This is a genomic window from Streptomyces mirabilis (genome assembly GCF_018310535.1).
Taxonomy (GTDB): Bacteria; Actinomycetota; Actinomycetes; order Streptomycetales; family Streptomycetaceae; genus Streptomyces.
On the sequence record NZ_CP074102.1, the window covers coordinates 5134254 to 5152567 of the forward strand.

Below are 18314 nucleotides of genomic sequence, written 5' to 3' on the forward strand. Positions count from 1 at the left end.
TTGTCCCCAGGCGGCCTCACGCGCCGTTCAGGGCGCCCCGCAGATCCTCCGGCGTGCGGTAGTGGACGGTCCGCATGCCGAGTGCGGCCGCCGCCTCCACGTTCTCCAGGGTGTCGTCCACGAACAGGCAGCGCCCGGCCGGGACGCCGGCCCGTTCGACGGCGATGTCGTAGATGCGCCGGTCGGGCTTCGCGATGCCCACCCGCGCGCTGCTGACCACGTGGTCGGCGAGGTCCGTCAGACCCAGGGCCTCCAGGTCCTCCTCCAGCTGGACCGAGGTGTTGGTGACGAGGACCAGGGGCATGTGGGCGCGGGCCCGGCGCAGCAGCGCCACCACCGTCTCGTCGGCGTGGAACGGCGAGCGTACGAGCGCCGTGCTCAGCTCCACCGCCGTCCCGTCGGGCACCAGCCCGGTCAGGCCCCGCAGGATCGACCCCGCCCACTCGTCCGGTGTGATCCGGCCCAGCACCAGCGGAAGCACCGTCTCCGGTGCGAAGGCCACCTTCATGGTGGTGCCCTCGGCCAGCCCGGCGGCGCGCTCCAGCGCGTACAGGCGGTCCGGTTCGTAGACGCGGATCACGTTGTCGACGTCACAGAGCACCGCGTCGAAGGGGCGTCCGCCGGAAGCGGACGGGGCGGCGGGGGAGAGGGTCATGGCGTCACCCTGACATCCGCCCGGGAGCCGCTGTCGGCCAGGGCCACCGGCCAGGGTGACTTCCCGGCCCGGTCCTCGGGCGTCCGGCATCACCGAACCCCTTGGTTCTTCCGGCGCTCGCATCCGTACTAGTCCAGCCCCTCCGCCGCCCGCTTCTCCCGGAGTTCCATGATCGCCCGGCGGCGGGCCAGCCGGTGGGTGCGCCGGATCTGCGCCTCCTGGTAGCGACGCTCGTCGCGCTCGGTCTCTGGGAGGACGGGCGGCACGCGCCGCGGCTTGCCGTCGGCGTCGACCGCGGCGAAGACGAGATAGGCCGAACCGACCTGCTGGGGCGGCGTCGACTCGTTCCAGCGCTCGGCCAGCACGCGCACGCCGACCTCCATGGACGTGCGCCCCGTCCAGTTCACCTGGGCCTTCACATGGACGAGGTCGCCCACCCGGACCGGCTCCAGGAAGACCATCTCGTCCATGGAGGCGGTGACGGCCGGCCCGCCGGAGTGCCGCCCGGCCACCGCGCCCGCCGCGTCGTCGACGAGCTTCATGATCACTCCGCCGTGCACCGTGCCCAGAAGGTTGGTGTCGTTGTGGGTCATGATGTGGCTGAGGGTGGTCCGGGACGCGAAGGTCGGCTTGCCCGGAATATCGGATTCCGGGTTGGGCGCCAGGTCTGTCATGACGTCCACCCTATGCGGGGGCGTGCGGCGGTCTCTTTGCATCAGCTCTGCAACAGGCGTGACCCAGATCTCCCCGGTCTCTTGTTAGGCACACCATGCGGACCTGCACACTGGTCCGCATGAACGATTGGCCCGACGGGTGGTCCGACAGCAACCGCAGCGACCGTTACGGACGCGGCAGCGCAGGCGCTCAGCCTGAGGGCGCCCGCGTCATGCGGCAGGTTCAGCGTGGCCCGGGAACGCCCGGTCCGCGCCCGTCCGCCCCGCCGTACGGCGGGGTGCCCCAGCAGCCGACGTACGACGACGGCCAGGGGTATGACAACGGGTACGACTCCGGTTACAACACCGGGCAGGTCTACGGTTCGCCGGGCGGTCCCGGCGGTCCGCAGGGTCCCGGCGGTCAGGGCGGCCGTGGCCCGCGCCCCGCGCCGAACTGGCGGCGGCGGATCAAGTGGACCGCGATCACGCTGGTCACGCTGCTGGTCGTTGTCTCCGTGGGCACCTACTTCTGGGCCGACTCCAAGCTCCACCGTGACGTGGATCTCTCGAAGGTCATAGACCGGCCCGAGGCGGGCAAGGGCACCAACTACCTGATCGTCGGTTCCGACAGCCGCGCGGGCATGTCGGCCGAGGACAAGAAGAAGCTGCACACCGGGTCCGCCGAGGGCAAGCGCACGGACTCGATGATGATCCTGCACGTCGGGGACAACGGCGACACGCTGCTCTCCCTGCCCCGCGACTCGAACGTGACGATCCCCACGTACAAGGGATCCGCGTCCGGCAAGACCTTCCAGGGCACGGGCCGTCAGGTGAAGCTGAACGCGGCGTACGCGGAGGACGGGCCGACGCTGCTGGTCCGCACCATCGAGTACAACACCGGCCTGCACATCGACCACTACGTGGAGATCGGTTTCGCCGGGTTCGCGAACATCGTCGATGCGGTCGGCGGCGTGGAGATGACCCTCGACCAGGGCTTCAAGGACAAGTACTCCGGCGCCGACTTCAAGGCGGGCAAGCAGACCCTCAACGGCGAGCAGGCCCTCGCCTTCGTCCGTACCCGCCACGCCTTCGCGGCCTCCGACCTCCAGCGCACCAAGAACCAGCAGAAGTTCCTGTCCGCGCTGGCCCACCAGGTCGCGACCCCGGGGACCGTCCTGAACCCCTTCAAGCTCTACCCGACCATGGGCTCGGGCCTCGACAGCCTCACCGTCGACAAGGACATGAGCCTGTGGGACCTCGGCAGCATGTTCTGGGCGATGAAGGGTGTCACCGGCGGCAGCGGCAAGTCCATGAACATGCCGATCTCCGGCTCCACGGGCGGCAACCTGGTCTGGGACAAGGCCAAGGTCAAGGCGCTGGTCGACGAGCTGAAGAACGACCAGACGGTGACCGTGTCGGGCAACTGACCCGTACCACCACGAAGGGCCCCGCCGGGCGAATCGGCGGGGCCCTTCGCGTGTCCCGTGGACGCGCGCGTCACCTACGTGCACACCACCTGATCCCCCGTCACCACCCGGGTCGCCCCCTGGTAGGGATCCTGCACACGGACCCGTGTGACCTCCTTGAAGTCCGCCCCGGCGATCACCTTCAGCAGCGGCCCCCGCCCCTTGACCTCGCGCAGCTCGCTGCCCGGGAGCGCGGCGGCGAGGGACTTCGCGGAGCGGTCCCAGCGCGGGTCGTAGACGATGACGTTGTGCCGGGCGGTGCGGTCCGCGGCGTTGACGGGCCGGCCCGTCGTGCGGAACCCGGCGGCGGCCAGGGCGCTGTCCATGCGTTTGCCGAGGCCGTCCGTGGGCGTCCCGTTCTCCACCTGGACCTGGATCTGCTGCGGGGCCACCTCGACGCGCACGGTCCTGGCGGGCGCCGCCTTGTGCGGGGGAGCGAGCGGCTTGTCGTCGCGCAGTGACTGGAAGAGCGCGGCGGACTTGTTGTCGTCCCACTTCAGTGTGGAACCGATGCCCTTGACGACGTAGGCCATCTGCCCGATCGGCACGGTCGTGAACTCGGAGGAGGCGGGGGAGAAGTTCCGCATCGCCCGGCCGAGGTCCAGCAGCTCGTCCGTGCCGAACCCCTGGTCCGCGCGGACCGATCCGAGCACGGCCCGGGTGACATCACGGAACTTCATCGGGTTCAGCAGCACCCCCGACGACGTGGCCCGCTCGATCAGCGCTGCCAGGAACCGCTGCTGGCGCTGCATCCGGCCGATGTCGGAGGCGCCGTCGACATGCCGGGAACGTACGTACTGGAGTGCCTGCCCGCCGTTCAGCGTGTGCGTGCCGGCGGACAGATCAAGTCCCGTGTACGAGTCCTTCAGGGGATGCGCGGTGCAGATGCTCACGCCGCCGAGCACGTCCACCGTCTGCATGAAGCTGGTGAAATCGACCTCCAAGTAGTGGTCGATCTTCACGTGGGTCATGTTCTCGACGGTGCGCACGGTCAGCTGCGGGCCCCCCTCCGCGTACGCCGCGTTGAGCTTGATCGGGTGGGGGCCGTGCTCGGCGCCGGTGGTCTGGTCGGTGTGCGCGGGCACCTCGGCGTACGAGTCGCGCGGCAGGCTCACGACGGTGGCCCGCTCCCTGTCGGCGGCGATGTGCACGATCATCATCGTGTCGGTGCAGTGGCAGGGGGCACCGCCCAGACGGTACTTCCGCCGCTCCTCCTCCGTGATCTTGTCGCGACCGTCCGTGCCGACCAGCAGCACGTTCATGCCGTGGCCCGCCGCGGGGCGGTTCTTCATGTCCTTGAAGGGGTCGACCCGGGCGATGTCCTCGCCCAGGCTGGTGACCACCGCGTGCCCGATGCCCGCCGAGGCGAGGACCACCACCGAGATCGTGGTGACCACCCGCATGGCCCAGCGCGGCTTCTTCCTCCGTACGGGGGGCCGTACGGTGGACCGCTCCGGAGGCCGCCGGGAGCGGGGCGGCTGCGGACGGCTCTGGGGGCGGGGCTGCGGGCGTGCGGGGGAGCGGGGCGGCGTGGGCAAGGGGGGACACCTCCGCGGGGGTGAACGTGGGGATCCGTGAGCACCGTAGGCCCATACGATCTGCTGCCCGGCCCGCGGACCGGGCGGCGCGCGCCCGTGTCCCCCATTCGCGGTAACGTGACGTCCGATGAGCGAGAAGTCTGACGTGCGGCCCCCCGCCGTTTCTGTGATCATGCCCGTCCTCGACGAGGAGCGGCATCTGCGCGGGGCCGTCCAAGCGATCCTGGCGCAGGAGTACGACGGCGAGATGGAGGTGGTGATCGCCATCGGTCCGTCCTCGGACCGTACGGAGGAGATCGCCGCCGAGCTCGTACGCGAAGACCCGCGCGTCCACACCGTCCCGAACCCGACCGGTCGCACCCCGGCCGCGCTGAACGCGGCGATCAAGGCGTCCCGGCATCCCGTCGTCGTCCGCGTCGACGGGCACGGCATGCTTTCGCCCAACTACATCGCGACGGCCGTACGCCTCCTGGAGGAGACCGGCGCGCAGAACGTCGGCGGCATCATGCACGCCGAGGGCGAGAACGACTGGGAGCACGCGGTCGCCGCCGCGATGACCTCGAAGATCGGGGTCGGGAACGCCGCCTTCCACACGGGTGGCGAGGCCGCTCCCGCCGAGACCGTGTACCTCGGTGTCTTCCGGCGCGAGGCCCTGGAGCGTCAGGGCGGCTACAACGAGGAGTTCATCCGCGCCCAGGACTGGGAGCTGAACTTCCGGATCCGGGAGGCGGGCGGCCTCATCTGGTTCTCGCCCGAGCTGAAGGTGTCGTACCGGCCCCGGCCCTCGGTCAAGGCACTCGCCAAGCAGTACAAGGACTACGGGCGCTGGCGCCATGTCGTCGCCCGCTATCACGAGGGCTCCATCAACCTGCGCTATCTCGCCCCGCCGACCGCCGTGTGCGCGATCGCGGCGGGCGTCGTGGTGGGCGTGGCGCTGACGCCCTGGGGCTTCCTGATCCCCGGCGGCTATCTCGCGGCGATAGCCGCGGGCTCGCTGCCCGCGGGCAAGGGGCTGCCCCTGAAGGCCCGCCTGCAGATCCCCGTCGCCCTCGCGACCATGCACATGTCGTGGGGCTTCGGCTTCCTCACCAGCCCGAAGGCGCTGGCGAAGAAGGTCATCGCCTCCCGTCGCCCGGCGGTGCTCGGCTCCACGGAACCCGCCAACTGAGCCCCATCCACCAGCAGTTGGGCCCCTCTCGAGGTCGAGAGGGGCCCAACTGCTTTCCATCGACCGCCTACGACCAGGTGTAGTCCTTGTTGACGTGCATACAGGCGTCGGCCTTGGCGCCGTTGAGCACGTCCGCGGACTCCGGCGTCGTGTTGTCCTGCGCCTTGGCCTTGTACGCCGTGCCCTCGCGCCAGTCGGCACCGACCACGAGCGTGACGCCCGAGACGTCCGTCGACTTCTTCACCGCGCTCAGCGGGACCCCCAGCGCCTTGGCGACCGCCTGGGCGTCGCCCTGCAGGTCGGCGCTCGGGTAGCGGATCACCGTCGTCTCCTCGACGGTCGCCGCCGAGGTGTCCGCCTCGGCCTTGGTGAAGCCCTTGCCGACGAGCAGCTGGGACACCGTGCGCGCGCGTCCGCCGACCGGGCCCAGCGTGGCTGTGCGGGTGCCGTTCTGCACGGTCACCCCGATCTGGTCGTCCGCGGCGGCCGGGTCCGTGGAGGCCTTCACCGCGGTCGCCGTCTTCTTCTTGTCCTTGCCGTCGAGCGCGATGTCCTCACGGACGAGACGGAACAGCTGCTCGGCCTCGACCGGCTTGGGCTCCACGCGGTTGCTGTCCGACACGGCCCACTGCCAGGGCATCGTGGTCATCGTGATGCGCTTCGGCTCGACCTTCTTCAGCTCGTTGCCGAGGTCGTAGAGCTTCAGCACGCTGCCCAGGCCCTTGTCGACGGTCAGCGCCTTGGTGGCCGTCTCCGCGAGGCTGCGCAGCTTGCCGGGGTTGCTGATCGTGGCGTTCTTGCGCAGCTGGCGGACCATCGAGTTCATGTACTGGTGCTGGGCCTTGGTCCGGCCGATGTCCGTGTTGTCCTCGAAGCCGTATCGCGTCCGCAGCCACGCCAGGGCTTGCGTGCCCTTGACGGGGGTCGTGCCCTTCTTGAGCTTCAGCCCGGAGCCGTGTCCTTGGCTGTCCTTGGAGTAGACGTTCGCGTCCACGCAGACCGGGACGCCGCCGATCGCGTCCGCCATCGACACCACACCCGAGAAGTCGATCTTCATGAAGTGGTCGATGTGGATCTTGGTGAGCTTCTCCCAGGTGGCCACCGTGCAACCGGGGCCACCGCGCCCGAGCGAGGTGTTGGTCATCACCAGCCCGACGGTCGCCGGGTAGACCTTCTTGGTGTCCGGGTCCGTGCACTTGGGCATTTTCAGCAGGGTGTCGCGAGGCATGCTGATCACCGACATGTTGCTGCGGTCGGCGGAGAGGTGCAGCAGCATCTGGACGTCCGCGAGCGGGGTACCGCCGAAGGTCTCCTTGGCGCCGCCGAGAGACTGGTTCTCCTTGGTGTCCCGGGCGTCCGAGCCGATCAGAAGGATGTTCAGGGGGGTCTGCCCGGCCGCGTTCGCCTTGCTCTTGGCCGCCCGGTCCTTCTCGTCGCCGAGGTTCAGGTCGTCCTTCTTGATGTTGTCGTTCAGGTGCTGGTAGTAGAGGTAACCGGCGCCCGCGGTGCCAAGTATCAAAACCGCCAGGACCGACGCCGACCAGCGCAGTATGCGGCGTCTGCGCCGCGGGTGCCCGTCGCCGCCGCCCCTGCGCCCGCCGCCACCGCCGTGCCGGCCCTGCCCACGCGGTTCGGCCGACGCGTCGTCGCCGCCCTTGTCGACCGGACGCCCGTCGCGCCCGGTGTCTCTACCGGTGGAGCCACTGTCTTCACTGGTGGCACTGTCACCTCTGCCGCCGGAAGCTCCGCCTCCGTCGGTGGGATTGCCGTTCTCGTCGTACAGGCTGTCGTCCCAGCCCAGATCGTCGGCCTGCCGGACACGTGGTCGAGCCCCCTCCCCACGCACACCGCTTCGCGCCATCTCCCTGCCCCTCCCCACCCTGCGCCTGACAAACGGGTCCGTCTCGCGCCCGATCGGACGCGTACGTCTGGCCGGACACCCCTTGCGTCCGGCCCGGACGCCCCCGCGTCCTGTTAGACGTCTGACAGACCCGTTAGGTCATCAACTGGCGCACACTGTCTTGTCCGCCGTGGACTTGTCGACCTCGGGCGCCTTGGTCGGAGTGGTCAACGACACCCCCGCGCCCTTGAAGTCCTTGCCCAGGGTCAGCACGATCGCGGGCAGACCCTGTGAGTTCTTCTCGCTCTTGCCAGGCTTCAACGCCGAGGCGGACAGCCCCATGAGATCCGCCAGCTTGCGCGCCTGATCGGCCTGGTCGGGAGAGTACTCCAGGGTTGTCTTGCTCAGTGTTGCGTCGGCGTTACCGAGCTGGCTGGACTTGAGCACGCCCTCAGTATTCTGCAGCCAGTTAAGAGTCTCCTGTGCGCTGCCGGCGGGGGCGCCGCCGTTGTAGATGTCGACGCGGATGTCGGCGGCGGCGGAACGCGTGCCCTTGAGGCGGGCGGCGACCTCGGCCTTCTCCTTCTTCGCCTTCTGCTTCACGGCGGTGAAGGAGACGTCGTTCTTGATCGCGTCGAAGACCGCGGGGGCCTGAGACTGGTTGACGACGACGGTCGCCTTGACCTTCTCGGCGGGGTTGTCGAGCACCGGCACCGTGGTGAAGGTGATGTTCTTCGTGGGCACCTTCTTCAGCTCCAGGGCCACGTCCTTGAGGGTGCTGACCTTTCCTATGCCGGTGTCCACGGTGAGCGCCTTGGTGGCGGCCTCGGCCAGGCTGATCAGCTTGGCCGGGTTGGTGAGGGTGTCGCTGGAGGCCATCTTGCGCATCAGCGAGCCCAGGAACTGCTGCTGCACCTTGATGCGGTCGAGGTCGCCCTGGTTGCCGAAGCTGTGCCGGGTCCGTACGAACGCGAGAGCCTGCTCGCCCTCGACCTTGGACTTGCCCGCTGGCAGCTTGAGGTGCGACTCCTTGTCGTTGACGGCGTGCGCCACGCACACCTCGACGCCGTCGACCGCGCTGGTCAGCGTCTTGACCGCGTTGAAGTCGGCCATCATGAAGTGGTCCACCGGGATCCCGGTGACCGCCTTGACCGTGCGCATGGTGCAGCCCGGGTCGCGGCCGTCCTGCCCGAGGCTGGTGTTGAAACGGACGTTCTGAGTGCCCGGGATGACCTTCTCGGTGCCGTCCGGCTGCTTTGTCGGGCAGTCCGGCACATTGACGATCAGGTCACGCGGGATGCTCAACGCGGTCGCGTTCGTACGGTCCTTGGAGACGTGCAGCAGGATGTTGGTGTCGGCGTGCCCGACGCTGCCCTTGTCGCCGTAGCCCTCGTTGCCCGCGCCGGTGCGCTTGTCGGTGCCGATGATCAGGATGTTGAAGGCCTCGTCCTTGCTGAAGCCCTTCTTGCCCGCGCTGCCGACGTCCGTCGTGCTGACGTTGCCCTCAAGGTGCTTGAGGTAGAGATATCCCGCGGCCGAGACGGCGACGAGTACGAAGGCCATCGTGCCGCCGGTCCACAGCACTATCTTCTTCGCCTTCGACTTCTTCGGCTTCGTCCGCCCCTTGCGGCGGCCCGGCGGTGGCTCGGCCGGCGCGCCACGGCGCCGGCGCGGCCCGGGCACGTCGGGGCCGGGCGCCGTCGGACTCTCTCGTTCCGGCGCCCGGCGCGCGCGTGTCCCCGCTCCCGGTCCCGCGTTCGCGGGGCTGCCCCGACGCGGTCTCGGGACTCCCGACTGCGGAGCGGAAGGGGTCAGTCGCAGTTCGTATTCACCGGTGTTCGGGTTGAGTACCCACTGGTCTGCGGGGTCGATGTTGTCCGCCCGCCCACGGCCTTGCGCGTCCACGGTTGTCTGAATCCTCCGTCGGGGCCACGCGGCGCCCTTCCCCCTCAAAGAGCGCTCGGGTCTCGGTCAGCAGTGCGCGACCCCCAGGACGGACCTCGTGGCCGGGTGCACCGGATCGCTCACACTATCCGGCCGATTCAGGGTCGAGCGACGGTGGTGACAAATTCCACCTTCCTACAACTGGGCAATCCGCCCTATTTCTCAGAGACTTCTCAGCTGGGCAGTTCCCGCCTTGGCGCACGCTTTACCTGCAGGCGTCCTCGGCCGCCGTGTTCCCGCGGAAAGTCGGCGCGGGTGTGGGAGTCGCGGGCAGTTTTCCCCTCGACTTCCCGTTGCCGTGCGACTCCTCTTCGTAGTCGAATGCCGAGTCGTACGTGCCTTCGCCACCACCCTCGTACGAGTTCTTGCGTTTCGCAGGGGAATCCGCCGGATGGTCCGTCGGAAGACTCGTCGGAACGCCGCTCGGCGGGTCCGTCGGAAGGTCCTTCGCGACCGCCACCGGAGCGTCCGCGCGCAGCAGAGCGAAGAGTTTGTCGGCCGCGGGTTTCACCAGCTGGTCGCGATTGGCGTTGTAGACGTACGACGTTCGGGGCACCGTCAGGAATTGGACACGTTCCGTGGGGATATTGCGCATGCCGCGGACCAGGTCGTACAGCCCGCGCAGGCTCGCCAGATCCGGGTCTGTGGTGAGCGACGAAGTGGCCGCGTCGAGCACGGGATAGAGCCGTGCCGGATTGAGCAGGACGTCGTTGCTCTGCACCTTGTTGACGAGCGCGCCGAGGAACCGCTGCTGGCGCTCCATCCGGTCGGTGTCGCTGCCGTCGCCGATGCTCTTGCGGGCGCGGACGTAGCCGAGGGCCTGTTCGCCGTCGAGCACGACCTTGCCGGCCGGCAGCTTCAGCCTGGCCGCCTTGTCGTCGATGGGCTCCTTCAGACACACCTCCACGCCGTCCACGGCGTCGACCATGTCCTTGAACCCGTGGAAGTCGACGACCATGTGGTGGTCGACACGGATGTTCGTGAGCTTCTCGACGGTCCGGATCGTGCACGCCGAACCGCCCACCTCGAAGGCGGAGTTGAACATCGCGAACATGGGCCGGGTACGGGTGCCGTCCGGACGCCGGCAGCTCGGCAGGTCCACCATCAGGTCGCGGGGCAGGGAGACGGCGGTGGCGCTGCGCCGGTTCGCGGACAGGTGCAGCAGGATCGTGGTGTCGGAGCGCTCGGTCCCGGAGTCCCGGCCGTACTCCTTGTTCCCGTCCCCCGACCGCGAGTCCGACCCGATCAGCAGGATGTTCTGCGCGTCGCGCACCAGCGCGGTGGGCCGCTCCTTCTCGTAGCGGGCGAGCTCGGCGGCGGCTTCCTCGTCGGCCGTGATGTTCCGGCTCAGCTTCTCGTACGCGACCAGGCCGACGCCGACGGCACCGAGGACCACGACGGCGACACCGAGCGCCGAGTACTGCACCCAGCGTCGCCGTCGCCGTCGTGCGAGCCCGCTCCCGGTGGGCGAAGCCCCCGCTCCCGGCCCTGTCCTGTCGGTCACGTCGGAGTCCACCCCTCATGGCGTGCGAGCGTGCGGTGCTCCTACGACCATGGCTCGGAGGCCCGGCGACGGCGGCAGATAAGGGGCCGAACGGGTGACGGGACCCGTCAGGGGCGCGGAGCCCGGGCAGGTACGGATCCGCGGCGGGACGGCGGGCGCGACCGGCCCCCACGGGGCCCGCCCCGACAGGCGACCGGCCCCCACGAGCCGGCCCGACAGGCGACCGGCCCCCACGAGCCGGCCCGGACGGCGGCCGGCGACTACCGAACCGTCGAAGTCACCCGCTCACTCTCGATCCGCTTGGCCAACGCGTCCTCGCCCAATTGCTCCAGATGACGACAGAGCACCACGGACCCCCCGGAGGCGAGGGGCGCGTACAACCCGGCGCTCAGCCCCTCCCAGGTGTCGTACGGCAGCGCGGACAGGATCCGCGACCCGGGCCCCGTCAGATCCAGCGAGGCCGCCTCCGCCCGGGCCCGCTCGACGACCTCGGCCCCCGTGTGCTCGGCCCCGGCGACGATCAGCGCGGCCTCCTCCGGGTCCACGGGCGCGTACGGCTGGAAGCGGTCGCCCTGGCTCGGCACCTCGACGGCGTAGTCGGCGTACCCGGCGGGCGGTGTCGGGAAGCGGCGTCCCAGCGGCGCGAGCGAGAGGGCGACGCGCTCGCCGGAGCAGGCGAGCCCGGCATCCAGCGCGTCGGGCCCCGCGACGACGAGGTCGGCGGCACCGGGATCGCCCCCGACATCCGCGAGGACCCCCACCGAGGAACACGCGAGCAGCCACACCGCCGTCTGCCAGTGCGCGGGCAGCAGCAGCGCCACCCGGTCGCCGGGCTCGGCGGACAACTCGCCCTGGAGGAGGTTGGCGGTCTTGGCCACCCAATTGGCGAAGGTCGCGACGGACAATTCGACACGTTCGCCCGTGGCGTCGTCGTAGAAGGTCACCAGGGGGCGCGCGGGGTCCGCGGCGAGCGCGGATCGCAGCAGGTCGGCAGGGGTGCGGTCGGTGGCGTTCACGCGCGCAAGCGTACGCGGGGGTGTCCGGTGGGACGCGGCACCCGCGCCACCGGTTCGGCGGAGCGTGACCCGACGGTCCGTCAAATCCGCAATGGACAGATATGTATGACTATGTCCACGATCGGGGGCATGCATGGAATCCTTGCTTCCTCGGTCGGCGTCACCTGCGCGGCCGCACTCACCCTTCCGCTGACCCTGTCCACACCGGCACAGGCCCGACCCCTCACGGCGAGGACCGAGCCCGCCGTGACGGGCAGCACCCAGTCCCTCCCCCTGGTCCCGCTCTCCGGCGACCGCTCGCTCGGAACCGCCGCGCCCGAACAGGGCCTCGGCAGACGGAGCGTACGGTCGTTCTCGCTGGTCGGTGTCGTCTGGGACGACCCCGAGACCGAACTGCGCGGCCGCGTCCAGGTCCGTACCCGCGCCACCGGAGGCAACCGCTGGTCCGGCTGGCAGGACATCGAGACCCACAACCACGAGCACGCGGCCGACCCGGACACCGCCGAGGGCGGCTCGGGCCGGGTGCGCGGCTCCACGGCGCCGCTGTGGGTGGGCGACTCGGACGGGGTCGAGGTCCGCGTCCAGGCGCAGGTGGACGAAAGAGCCACGGCAGCCGGCGAGTCGCCGCTCCCCAGAGGCATGCACCTCGAACTCGTCGACCCCGGCGCGGAACCCGCGCCCAGGGGCATGCTGACGGGCAACGGGAGCGCGGGCGCGGAGAGCGCCGAGACGAACGCCACCTTCGCCACCAACGCCGAACTCGCCCCGTTCGGCGCGACGGAGATCCCGGCACTGTCCAGGGCCGAGACCGAGCGCGAGCTCCCGGCCCTCCGCGACGGAGCCCCGCTCGTGGAGCCGTACATCGGTGAGCGCCCACGCATCGTCACCCGGCGCGGCTGGGGCGCGGACGAGAGCCTGCGCGAGGGCGGCTTCGTGTACACCAAAAAGGTGAAGGCCGCCTTCGTGCATCACACGGCATCGGGCAACAACTACCTTTGCTCCCAAGCCCCTTCACTCATCCGCAGTATCTACCGCTACCACGTGGTGAGCAGTGGCTGGCGCGACATCGGCTACAACTTCCTCGTAGACAAGTGCGGAAACATCTACGAAGGCCGAGCCGGGGGCGTGGCGAAGCCCGTCATGGGTGCCCACACCCTCGGTTTCAACAACGACACCATGGGGATCGCGGTCCTTGGCAGCTTCGGCAACACCAAGCCGGCCGCCGCCGCGGTGACCGCCATCGCGCGGCTCACGGCATGGAAGCTCGGTCTCTCCGGAGCCGATCCGCGCGGCAAGACATACCTGAAGTCCGGCGGTGGCAATCTCTACCGAAAAGGTAAGAACGTACGACTGAACGTGATCTCCGGCCATCGGGACGGGTTCGCCACGGAGTGCCCGGGGAAGCTTCTGTACGGCAAACTCGGCTCGGCCAGAACGGCCGCGGCCCGCTACCAGGGCCGCTGAGGTCTGCGCGGAGCCATCGAGGACACCCCACTGCCGTCGAAGGCCTCTTACTACGGACTGCATACACTGGCCGGCCGAATCATCCTTCGGCCGGTCCCGGCAGGAAGCAGAGACGACAGGTGACAGAAGCGATCCTCCTGGTCGGGGGCAAAGGCACCCGACTGCGCCCGCTCACGGTGAACACCCCCAAGCCGATGGTTCCGGCGGCCGGGGTCCCGTTCCTCACGCACCAGCTGGCGCGAGCGAGAGCGGCGGGCGTCGAGCACATCGTCCTGGCGACCTCCTACCTGGCCGAGGTCTTCGAGCCGTACTTCGGCGACGGTTCCGCGCTGGGCCTCCACATCGAGTACGTCACCGAGGAGGAGCCCCTCGGCACGGGCGGCGCGATCCGCAACGTGGCCGCGCGCCTGCACTCCGGCCCCGACGAGCCGGTCCTGATCTTCAACGGCGACATCCTGACGGGCCTGGACATCCGGGCCCTGGTGGCGACCCACGAGACGACCGGCGCGGACGTCTCCCTCCATCTCACCCGTGTCGAGGACCCCCGGGCGTTCGGCCTGGTCCCCACGGACGCGACGGGGCGTGTGACGGCCTTCCTGGAGAAGCCCCAGACCCCCGAGGAAATCGTCACCGACCAGATCAACGCCGGGGCGTACGTCTTCCGCCGCTCGGTCATCGACACGATCCCGGTCGGCCGCCCGGTCTCGGTGGAACGCGAAACCTTCCCCGACCTCCTGGCCACCGGAGCCCACCTCCAGGGCATGGTGGACTCCACCTACTGGCTCGACCTGGGCACCCCCCAGGCCTTCGTACGAGGCTCCGCGGACCTCGTCCTGGGCCGCGCCCCCTCCCCGGCCGTCCCGGGCCGCTGCGGGGACCGCCTCGTCCTGCCCACGGCCAGGGTCGCCCCCGACGCCAAGCTGACCGGCGGCACGGTCATCGGCGACGGCGCGCACATCGGCGAGGGCGCCCGTATCACCGGCAGCGCGATCCTGTCCGGCGCGGTCGTCGAACCCGGCGCCGTCATCACCGACTCCCTCATCGGCGCCCGCGCCCACATCGGCGAACGCACCATCCTCTCGGGGGCGGTCATCGGCGACGGCGCGGTGGTCGGCCCCGACAACGAACTCCGCGAGGGCGTAAGAGTCTGGTGTGAGGCCAAGATCCCAGCGGGGGCGCTCCGCTTCTCGTCGGACCAGTAGAGCCGGCGGAGTCGGCAGCCGGTAGAGATCGAAGTGCGGGTGGGCGGGGCTGGTCGCGCAGTTCCCCGCGCCCCCAAAAACCTCGGCTCGCCCGGCGTTCGAGAACGAGCCCGGATCCCGTCGCCCACCCACCTCCTCCCCCCGGGCCCGTATCACTCAGCCCGTCCGGCGTTTGAGGACGAGGCCGTTCAGGCCGATGCGGGGGTCCAGGGGGCGCAGCGCCCCTGGCGGGGTTGAAGGGGCGGAGCCCCTGGGGATGATGGGGGTCCCCCCTGCTCGAGTGAAGCCGAGAGCTTGGGGGAGGGTAGGGGCGGCGGGGGCGAGATAGTCCCGGCCCGCACCCGGGGCGACTACAGCCGCCCGATATCCCCCCGCGGCATCCGTGGAACCCGCCGCGCAGGCGTCCGCCCCGACAACAGAATCAACCGAGCCGCCCGATGCCGCTGCCCGGCATACGGCTCCAACAGCGAAAGCATCACGGAGTCGTCCGCATCCCGATCCCCCGCCAGCGCATACCCCACGATCCCCGGCAGATGAAGATCCCCCACGGTCACCGAATCCGCCGCCCCATGACTCCGCTGCACGGTCTCCGCCGAGGTCCACGGCCCGATCCCGGACACCAACTCCAACCGAGCCTGCGCGGCCCCCGGCTCCATCCCCGCCGCCTCCTCAAGCCGCCCCGCCACCCGAACGGCCCGCAGAATCGTCGACGCCCGCTTGTTGTCGACCCCGGCCCGATGCCACTCCCAGGAGGGAATCAGCGCCCACGTCCGCGGCGCCGGCATGACGGCCATCCGCTCCGGCGCGGGCCCCGGCGCAGGCTCCCCGAACTTCCGTACGAGCAACCGCCACGCCCGATACGCCTCGTCCGTCGTGACCTTCTGCTCCAGAACGGACGGAATGAGCGACTCCAGCACCAGCCCGGTACGCATCAGCCGCAACCCCGGCCGTCGATGCCGCGCGATGGCGACCAGCCGATGACGAGGCTCGAAGGCATCGGGATCGTCGGCCGAGCCGAGCATCTCGGGGAGCTGTTCGAGCAGCCATTCGCTCCCCGGCCCCCACGCCTCACCCCGCACCACCCCGCCCCGCGCCGAGACCCGCAGCGTCCCGGCCCCGGCAGGCGTCCGACTGGTCCGCCACACGGCCCCGTCCGGCGTCGCACGGAAGGTCGGATCACCGGGCCCACGGCGCAGCGGCCCGAGCACGAGCCCGAGATCGACCGGCCAGGGCGGCGTCCAGGTGCGGGTACGTCCAGGTGCGACCGCCTGCCGAGGCACCCCGCCGGAGGCGTCCGCGGGCACGGCGACATGCCCGCCGCGCACAGTCGTACGCGTCGGCCGAGGAGCGAAACGTCCAGCCACGAAAAGGGTCCTAGGAAACTCGGGGTGCCCTACGAGAGTAGGCGCTCACCCTCTTCGAACACCCGACTCTCGACGCACGCCACTTTCGACGCACGCCACTCGCGACGCACACCACTCTCACCGCACCAGGCCGAAGACTCTTCGCGCTCCTCGACAAGGGCTGTCACCACACCTCGGCAACCACTCTCACCGCACCTCGACGAACGTCCCGGCGTCCCGCTCGGGCCGAGCCCGCGGCTCCTGCGCCGCATGTCCGACCGCCACGGCCCCCATCGGATCCCACCCCCCCGGCAGTTCCAGCACGTCCCGCACGACATCCCGGCAGAACATCGTCGACGACACCCACGCGGACCCGAGCCGCTCCCCGGCCAGCGCGACGAGGAAGTTCTGCACCCCCGCGCCGACGGCGACCACGAACATCTCCCGCTCGGCCCCGTCCCGCCGCGGATCGCCGTACGTGTGCGACCCGTCCATGACGAGACACGGCACCACGAGGTACGGAGCGTTGCGCAGCACATCACCGCGCCGCACCCGCTTGGCGATCGACTCCTCGCTCTTCCCGTCCCGCCGCAGATCCGCGATCCACGCGTCCCGCATGGCGTCGAGGAGCCGCGTACGCGACTCCTCGGACTCCAGGAGCACGAACCGCCAGGGAGTCGTGTGATGCGGCGCGGGAGCGGTGACCGCCGCGGCCACGGCCCGCCGCACGGCGGCCGGATCCACCGGCTCGTCGGTGAAGGCCCGTACGGTACGCCGCTGGGTCACGGCCTCCCGTACGGCCTCCGAGGTGCCGAGCCGGAACATGTCGTCCCGTGCGCCCCGCACCATCGCCCGCGTCCCCTCCCCGTCGTCCTCGGTCACCACATGGGGCAGCCCGCGCACGACGGCGACGGGCAGCCCGGAGGCCTTGCCCTTGACCAGGTCACCGGCGGCGGCGAGCTCGTCGGCGGTGGCGACGACGGTGGCGCTCAGCGGATTGCCGTGCGCGTCGCTGCCGCCGCGCAGATCGTCCAGCACCCGTACGCCCGCGGAGCCGATGGCGACATCGGTGAGTCCGGTGCGCCAGGGCCGCCCGAAGGTGTCGGTGATCACGACGCCGACGTCGACTCCGAGGGTGTCGCGCAGCCCGTCCCGGATGGCCCGCGCGGACGCGTCGGGGTCCTCGGGCAGCAACAGGACGGTCCCGGCGGGGGTGTTGGAGGCGTCGACCCCGGCGGCGGCCATCACGAGCCCCTGCCGGTTCTCGACGATCCGCAGGGTCCCGCGGCGCGCCACGACCCGTACGGTCTCGGCGTCGATGGCGGCCTCCCGGTCGGAGGCCTCGACCAGGCGCCCCTCGGCCTTGGACACGATCTTCGAGGTGACGAGGAGAACGTCTCCGTCGACCAGCCCGGGCTCGGCGACGGCGATCAATTTGCCGAGGTCGTCACCCTGTCGAACCTCGGGGAGCCCGGGCAGCGCCCAGACCCGGTAACCGGGGGAGAGCTGTCCGCTCAAGACGTCCGCACCTCCTCCGCCAGCGTCAGCGCCTCACGCGCCATCTGCGCCGCGGTGTCCAGGTCGGACATCATCAGCGGCACGGCCCGGCACCGGATCCCGGCCGCCTCGACCCGTTCCACGGCGGACGCGTCCACCGTGTCGACGAGCCAGCCGTCGAGGAGCCCCGAGCCGTAGTGTTCGGCGACCGCCGTGGCCGTGGACTCGACGCCGACCGCCGCCAGCACCTTGTCGGCCATGCCCCGCACGGGCGCGTCGCCGACGATGGGGGAGAGGCCCACCACGGGTACGCCCGCGTCGGCGATGGCCTCCCGGACGCCGGGCACGGCGAGGATCGTGCCGATGGACACGACCGGGTTGGACGGCGGGAAGAGGATGACGTCCGCCTCCGCGATGGCTTCCAGGACACCCGGTGCGGGCTTGGCCTGCTCAGCGCCGACCGGCACCACGGCCTCGGCCGGCACGGAGGCCCGCAGCCGCACCCAGTACTCCTGGAAGTGGATCACCTTGCGCTGGCCGTCGATCTCGACGGCGACATGGGTCTCCACGCGGTCGTCGGACATGGGGATGAGCCGGACGCCCGGTTTCCAGCGGTCGCACAGGGCTTCCGTGACCGCGCTGAGCGGATAGCCCGCGCTCAGCATCTGCGTCCGCACGATGTGCGTCGCGAAGTCGCGGTCGCCGAGCCCGAACCACTCGGGCCCGACCCCGTAGGCCGCGAGCTCCTCCTTGAGGTGGAAGGTCTCGTCGGTCCGGCCCCAGCCCTGTTCCTCGTTGATGCCGCCGCCGAGCGTGTACATCACCGTGTCGAGGTCCGGGCAGACCTTCAGGCCGAAGAGATGGATGTCGTCGCCGGTGTTGCCGATGACCGTGATGTCCGCGTCCGGCACGGCCCGCTGGAGACCACGCAGGAACCGGGCACCACCGATACCGCCTGCCAGAACCACAATGCGCATGGGGTTCAGTCTGGCAGGCGGGTACGACAACGCGTGAGGCGGTTACG

General features: G+C 70.3%; 14 protein-coding genes. 4 read left to right on the top strand and 10 right to left on the bottom strand.

Features of this window, described 5'->3' with window-relative positions; translation table 11 throughout:
- Positions 1 to 16: 16 nt before the first annotated feature.
- Together SMIR_RS22795 and SMIR_RS22800 are read right to left on the bottom strand one after the other, a co-directional pair.
- Positions 17 to 655 carry an HAD family hydrolase gene (locus tag SMIR_RS22795; protein ID WP_212727307.1) on the bottom strand — a complete coding sequence of 213 codons (639 nt, stop codon included), beginning with the start codon at positions 653 to 655 and terminating at the stop codon, positions 17 to 19.
- A gap of 128 nt (positions 656 to 783) precedes the next feature.
- Complete coding sequence (locus SMIR_RS22800; protein WP_054236896.1) at positions 784 to 1329, bottom strand: acyl-CoA thioesterase; 546 nt, start codon at positions 1327 to 1329, stop codon at positions 784 to 786.
- A 119-nt stretch (positions 1330 to 1448) separates the two neighbouring features.
- On the opposite strand from SMIR_RS22800, the gene SMIR_RS22805 reads away from it, so the two are divergent.
- Positions 1449 to 2735, top strand: coding sequence for an LCP family protein (locus SMIR_RS22805; RefSeq protein ID WP_168492258.1), 1287 nt, complete (start codon positions 1449 to 1451; stop codon positions 2733 to 2735).
- Between the two features lie 74 nt (positions 2736 to 2809).
- On the opposite strand, the gene SMIR_RS22810 is transcribed toward SMIR_RS22805, so the two are convergent.
- Positions 2810 to 4312, bottom strand: a complete 1503-nt coding sequence (locus SMIR_RS22810) for an LCP family protein (RefSeq protein ID WP_168492255.1) — start codon at positions 4310 to 4312, stop codon at positions 2810 to 2812.
- Between the two features lie 127 nt (positions 4313 to 4439).
- On the opposite strand from SMIR_RS22810, the gene SMIR_RS22815 reads away from it, so the two are divergent.
- Positions 4440 to 5480: a glycosyltransferase family 2 protein gene (locus SMIR_RS22815; RefSeq protein WP_101404817.1), complete on the top strand. Its 1041-nt coding sequence runs from the start codon at positions 4440 to 4442 to the stop codon at positions 5478 to 5480.
- Between the two features lie 67 nt (positions 5481 to 5547).
- Here SMIR_RS22815 and SMIR_RS22820 read toward each other — a convergent pair whose 3' ends face one another.
- The 4 genes from SMIR_RS22820 to SMIR_RS22835 all read right to left on the bottom strand — a co-directional run bounded on the left by SMIR_RS22820 (position 5548) and on the right by SMIR_RS22835 (position 11784).
- Positions 5548 to 7341 carry an LCP family protein gene (locus SMIR_RS22820; protein ID WP_168492252.1) on the bottom strand — a complete coding sequence of 598 codons (1794 nt, stop codon included), beginning with the start codon at positions 7339 to 7341 and terminating at the stop codon, positions 5548 to 5550.
- Positions 7342 to 7482: 141 nt separating this feature from the next.
- The gene (locus SMIR_RS22825; protein WP_168492249.1) at positions 7483 to 9225 is read right to left on the bottom strand and encodes an LCP family protein; all 1743 of its coding nucleotides are present in this window, start codon (positions 9223 to 9225) and stop codon (positions 7483 to 7485) included.
- 244 nt (positions 9226 to 9469) lie between these two features.
- The gene (locus tag SMIR_RS22830; protein ID WP_212727308.1) at positions 9470 to 10768 is read right to left on the bottom strand and encodes an LCP family protein; all 1299 of its coding nucleotides are present in this window, start codon (positions 10766 to 10768) and stop codon (positions 9470 to 9472) included.
- Between the two features lie 260 nt (positions 10769 to 11028).
- Positions 11029 to 11784: a TIGR03089 family protein gene (locus SMIR_RS22835; protein WP_168492242.1), complete on the bottom strand. Its 756-nt coding sequence runs from the start codon at positions 11782 to 11784 to the stop codon at positions 11029 to 11031.
- A 129-nt stretch (positions 11785 to 11913) separates the two neighbouring features.
- Here SMIR_RS22835 and SMIR_RS22840 point away from each other — a divergent pair, with 129 nt between their 5' ends.
- Positions 11914 to 13248, top strand: a complete 1335-nt coding sequence (locus tag SMIR_RS22840; RefSeq protein ID WP_248002947.1) for a peptidoglycan recognition protein family protein — start codon at positions 11914 to 11916, stop codon at positions 13246 to 13248.
- A 119-nt stretch (positions 13249 to 13367) separates the two neighbouring features.
- Complete coding sequence (gene manB / locus SMIR_RS22845; RefSeq protein ID WP_168492239.1) at positions 13368 to 14450, top strand: mannose-1-phosphate guanylyltransferase; 1083 nt, start codon at positions 13368 to 13370, stop codon at positions 14448 to 14450.
- Positions 14451 to 14800: 350 nt separating this feature from the next.
- Here the strand turns inward: manB and SMIR_RS22850 are convergent, their stop codons facing one another.
- The 3 genes from SMIR_RS22850 to cofD form a co-directional block, all read right to left on the bottom strand.
- Positions 14801 to 15814 (bottom strand): DNA-3-methyladenine glycosylase family protein, encoded by a 1014-nt coding sequence (locus SMIR_RS22850; RefSeq protein ID WP_168492235.1) that lies wholly within the window; start codon positions 15812 to 15814, stop codon positions 14801 to 14803.
- A gap of 186 nt (positions 15815 to 16000) precedes the next feature.
- Positions 16001 to 17311 (bottom strand): coenzyme F420-0:L-glutamate ligase, encoded by a 1311-nt coding sequence (locus SMIR_RS22855; protein ID WP_168492232.1) that lies wholly within the window; start codon positions 17309 to 17311, stop codon positions 16001 to 16003.
- A complete protein-coding gene (gene cofD / locus SMIR_RS22860) occupies positions 17308 to 18267 on the bottom strand; it encodes a 2-phospho-L-lactate transferase (protein ID WP_168492230.1) in 960 nt (319 codons plus the stop codon). Before cofD ends, SMIR_RS22855 begins: the two co-directional genes overlap by 4 nt.
- Between the last annotated feature and the right edge of the window lie 47 nt (positions 18268 to 18314).

Coding starts and splice junctions, on each gene's coding strand:
- SMIR_RS22795 (WP_212727307.1), bottom strand. CDS start 655: ATGACCCTCTCCCCCGCCGCCCCGTCCGCTTCCGGCGGACGCCCCTTC.
- SMIR_RS22800 (WP_054236896.1), bottom strand. CDS start 1,329: ATGACAGACCTGGCGCCCAACCCGGAATCCGATATTCCGGGCAAGCCG.
- SMIR_RS22805 (WP_168492258.1), top strand. CDS start 1,449: ATGAACGATTGGCCCGACGGGTGGTCCGACAGCAACCGCAGCGACCGT.
- SMIR_RS22815 (WP_101404817.1), top strand. CDS start 4,440: ATGAGCGAGAAGTCTGACGTGCGGCCCCCCGCCGTTTCTGTGATCATG.
- SMIR_RS22820 (WP_168492252.1), bottom strand. CDS start 7,341: ATGGCGCGAAGCGGTGTGCGTGGGGAGGGGGCTCGACCACGTGTCCGG.
- SMIR_RS22840 (WP_248002947.1), top strand. CDS start 11,914: ATGCATGGAATCCTTGCTTCCTCGGTCGGCGTCACCTGCGCGGCCGCA.
- cofD (WP_168492230.1), bottom strand. CDS start 18,267: ATGCGCATTGTGGTTCTGGCAGGCGGTATCGGTGGTGCCCGGTTCCTG.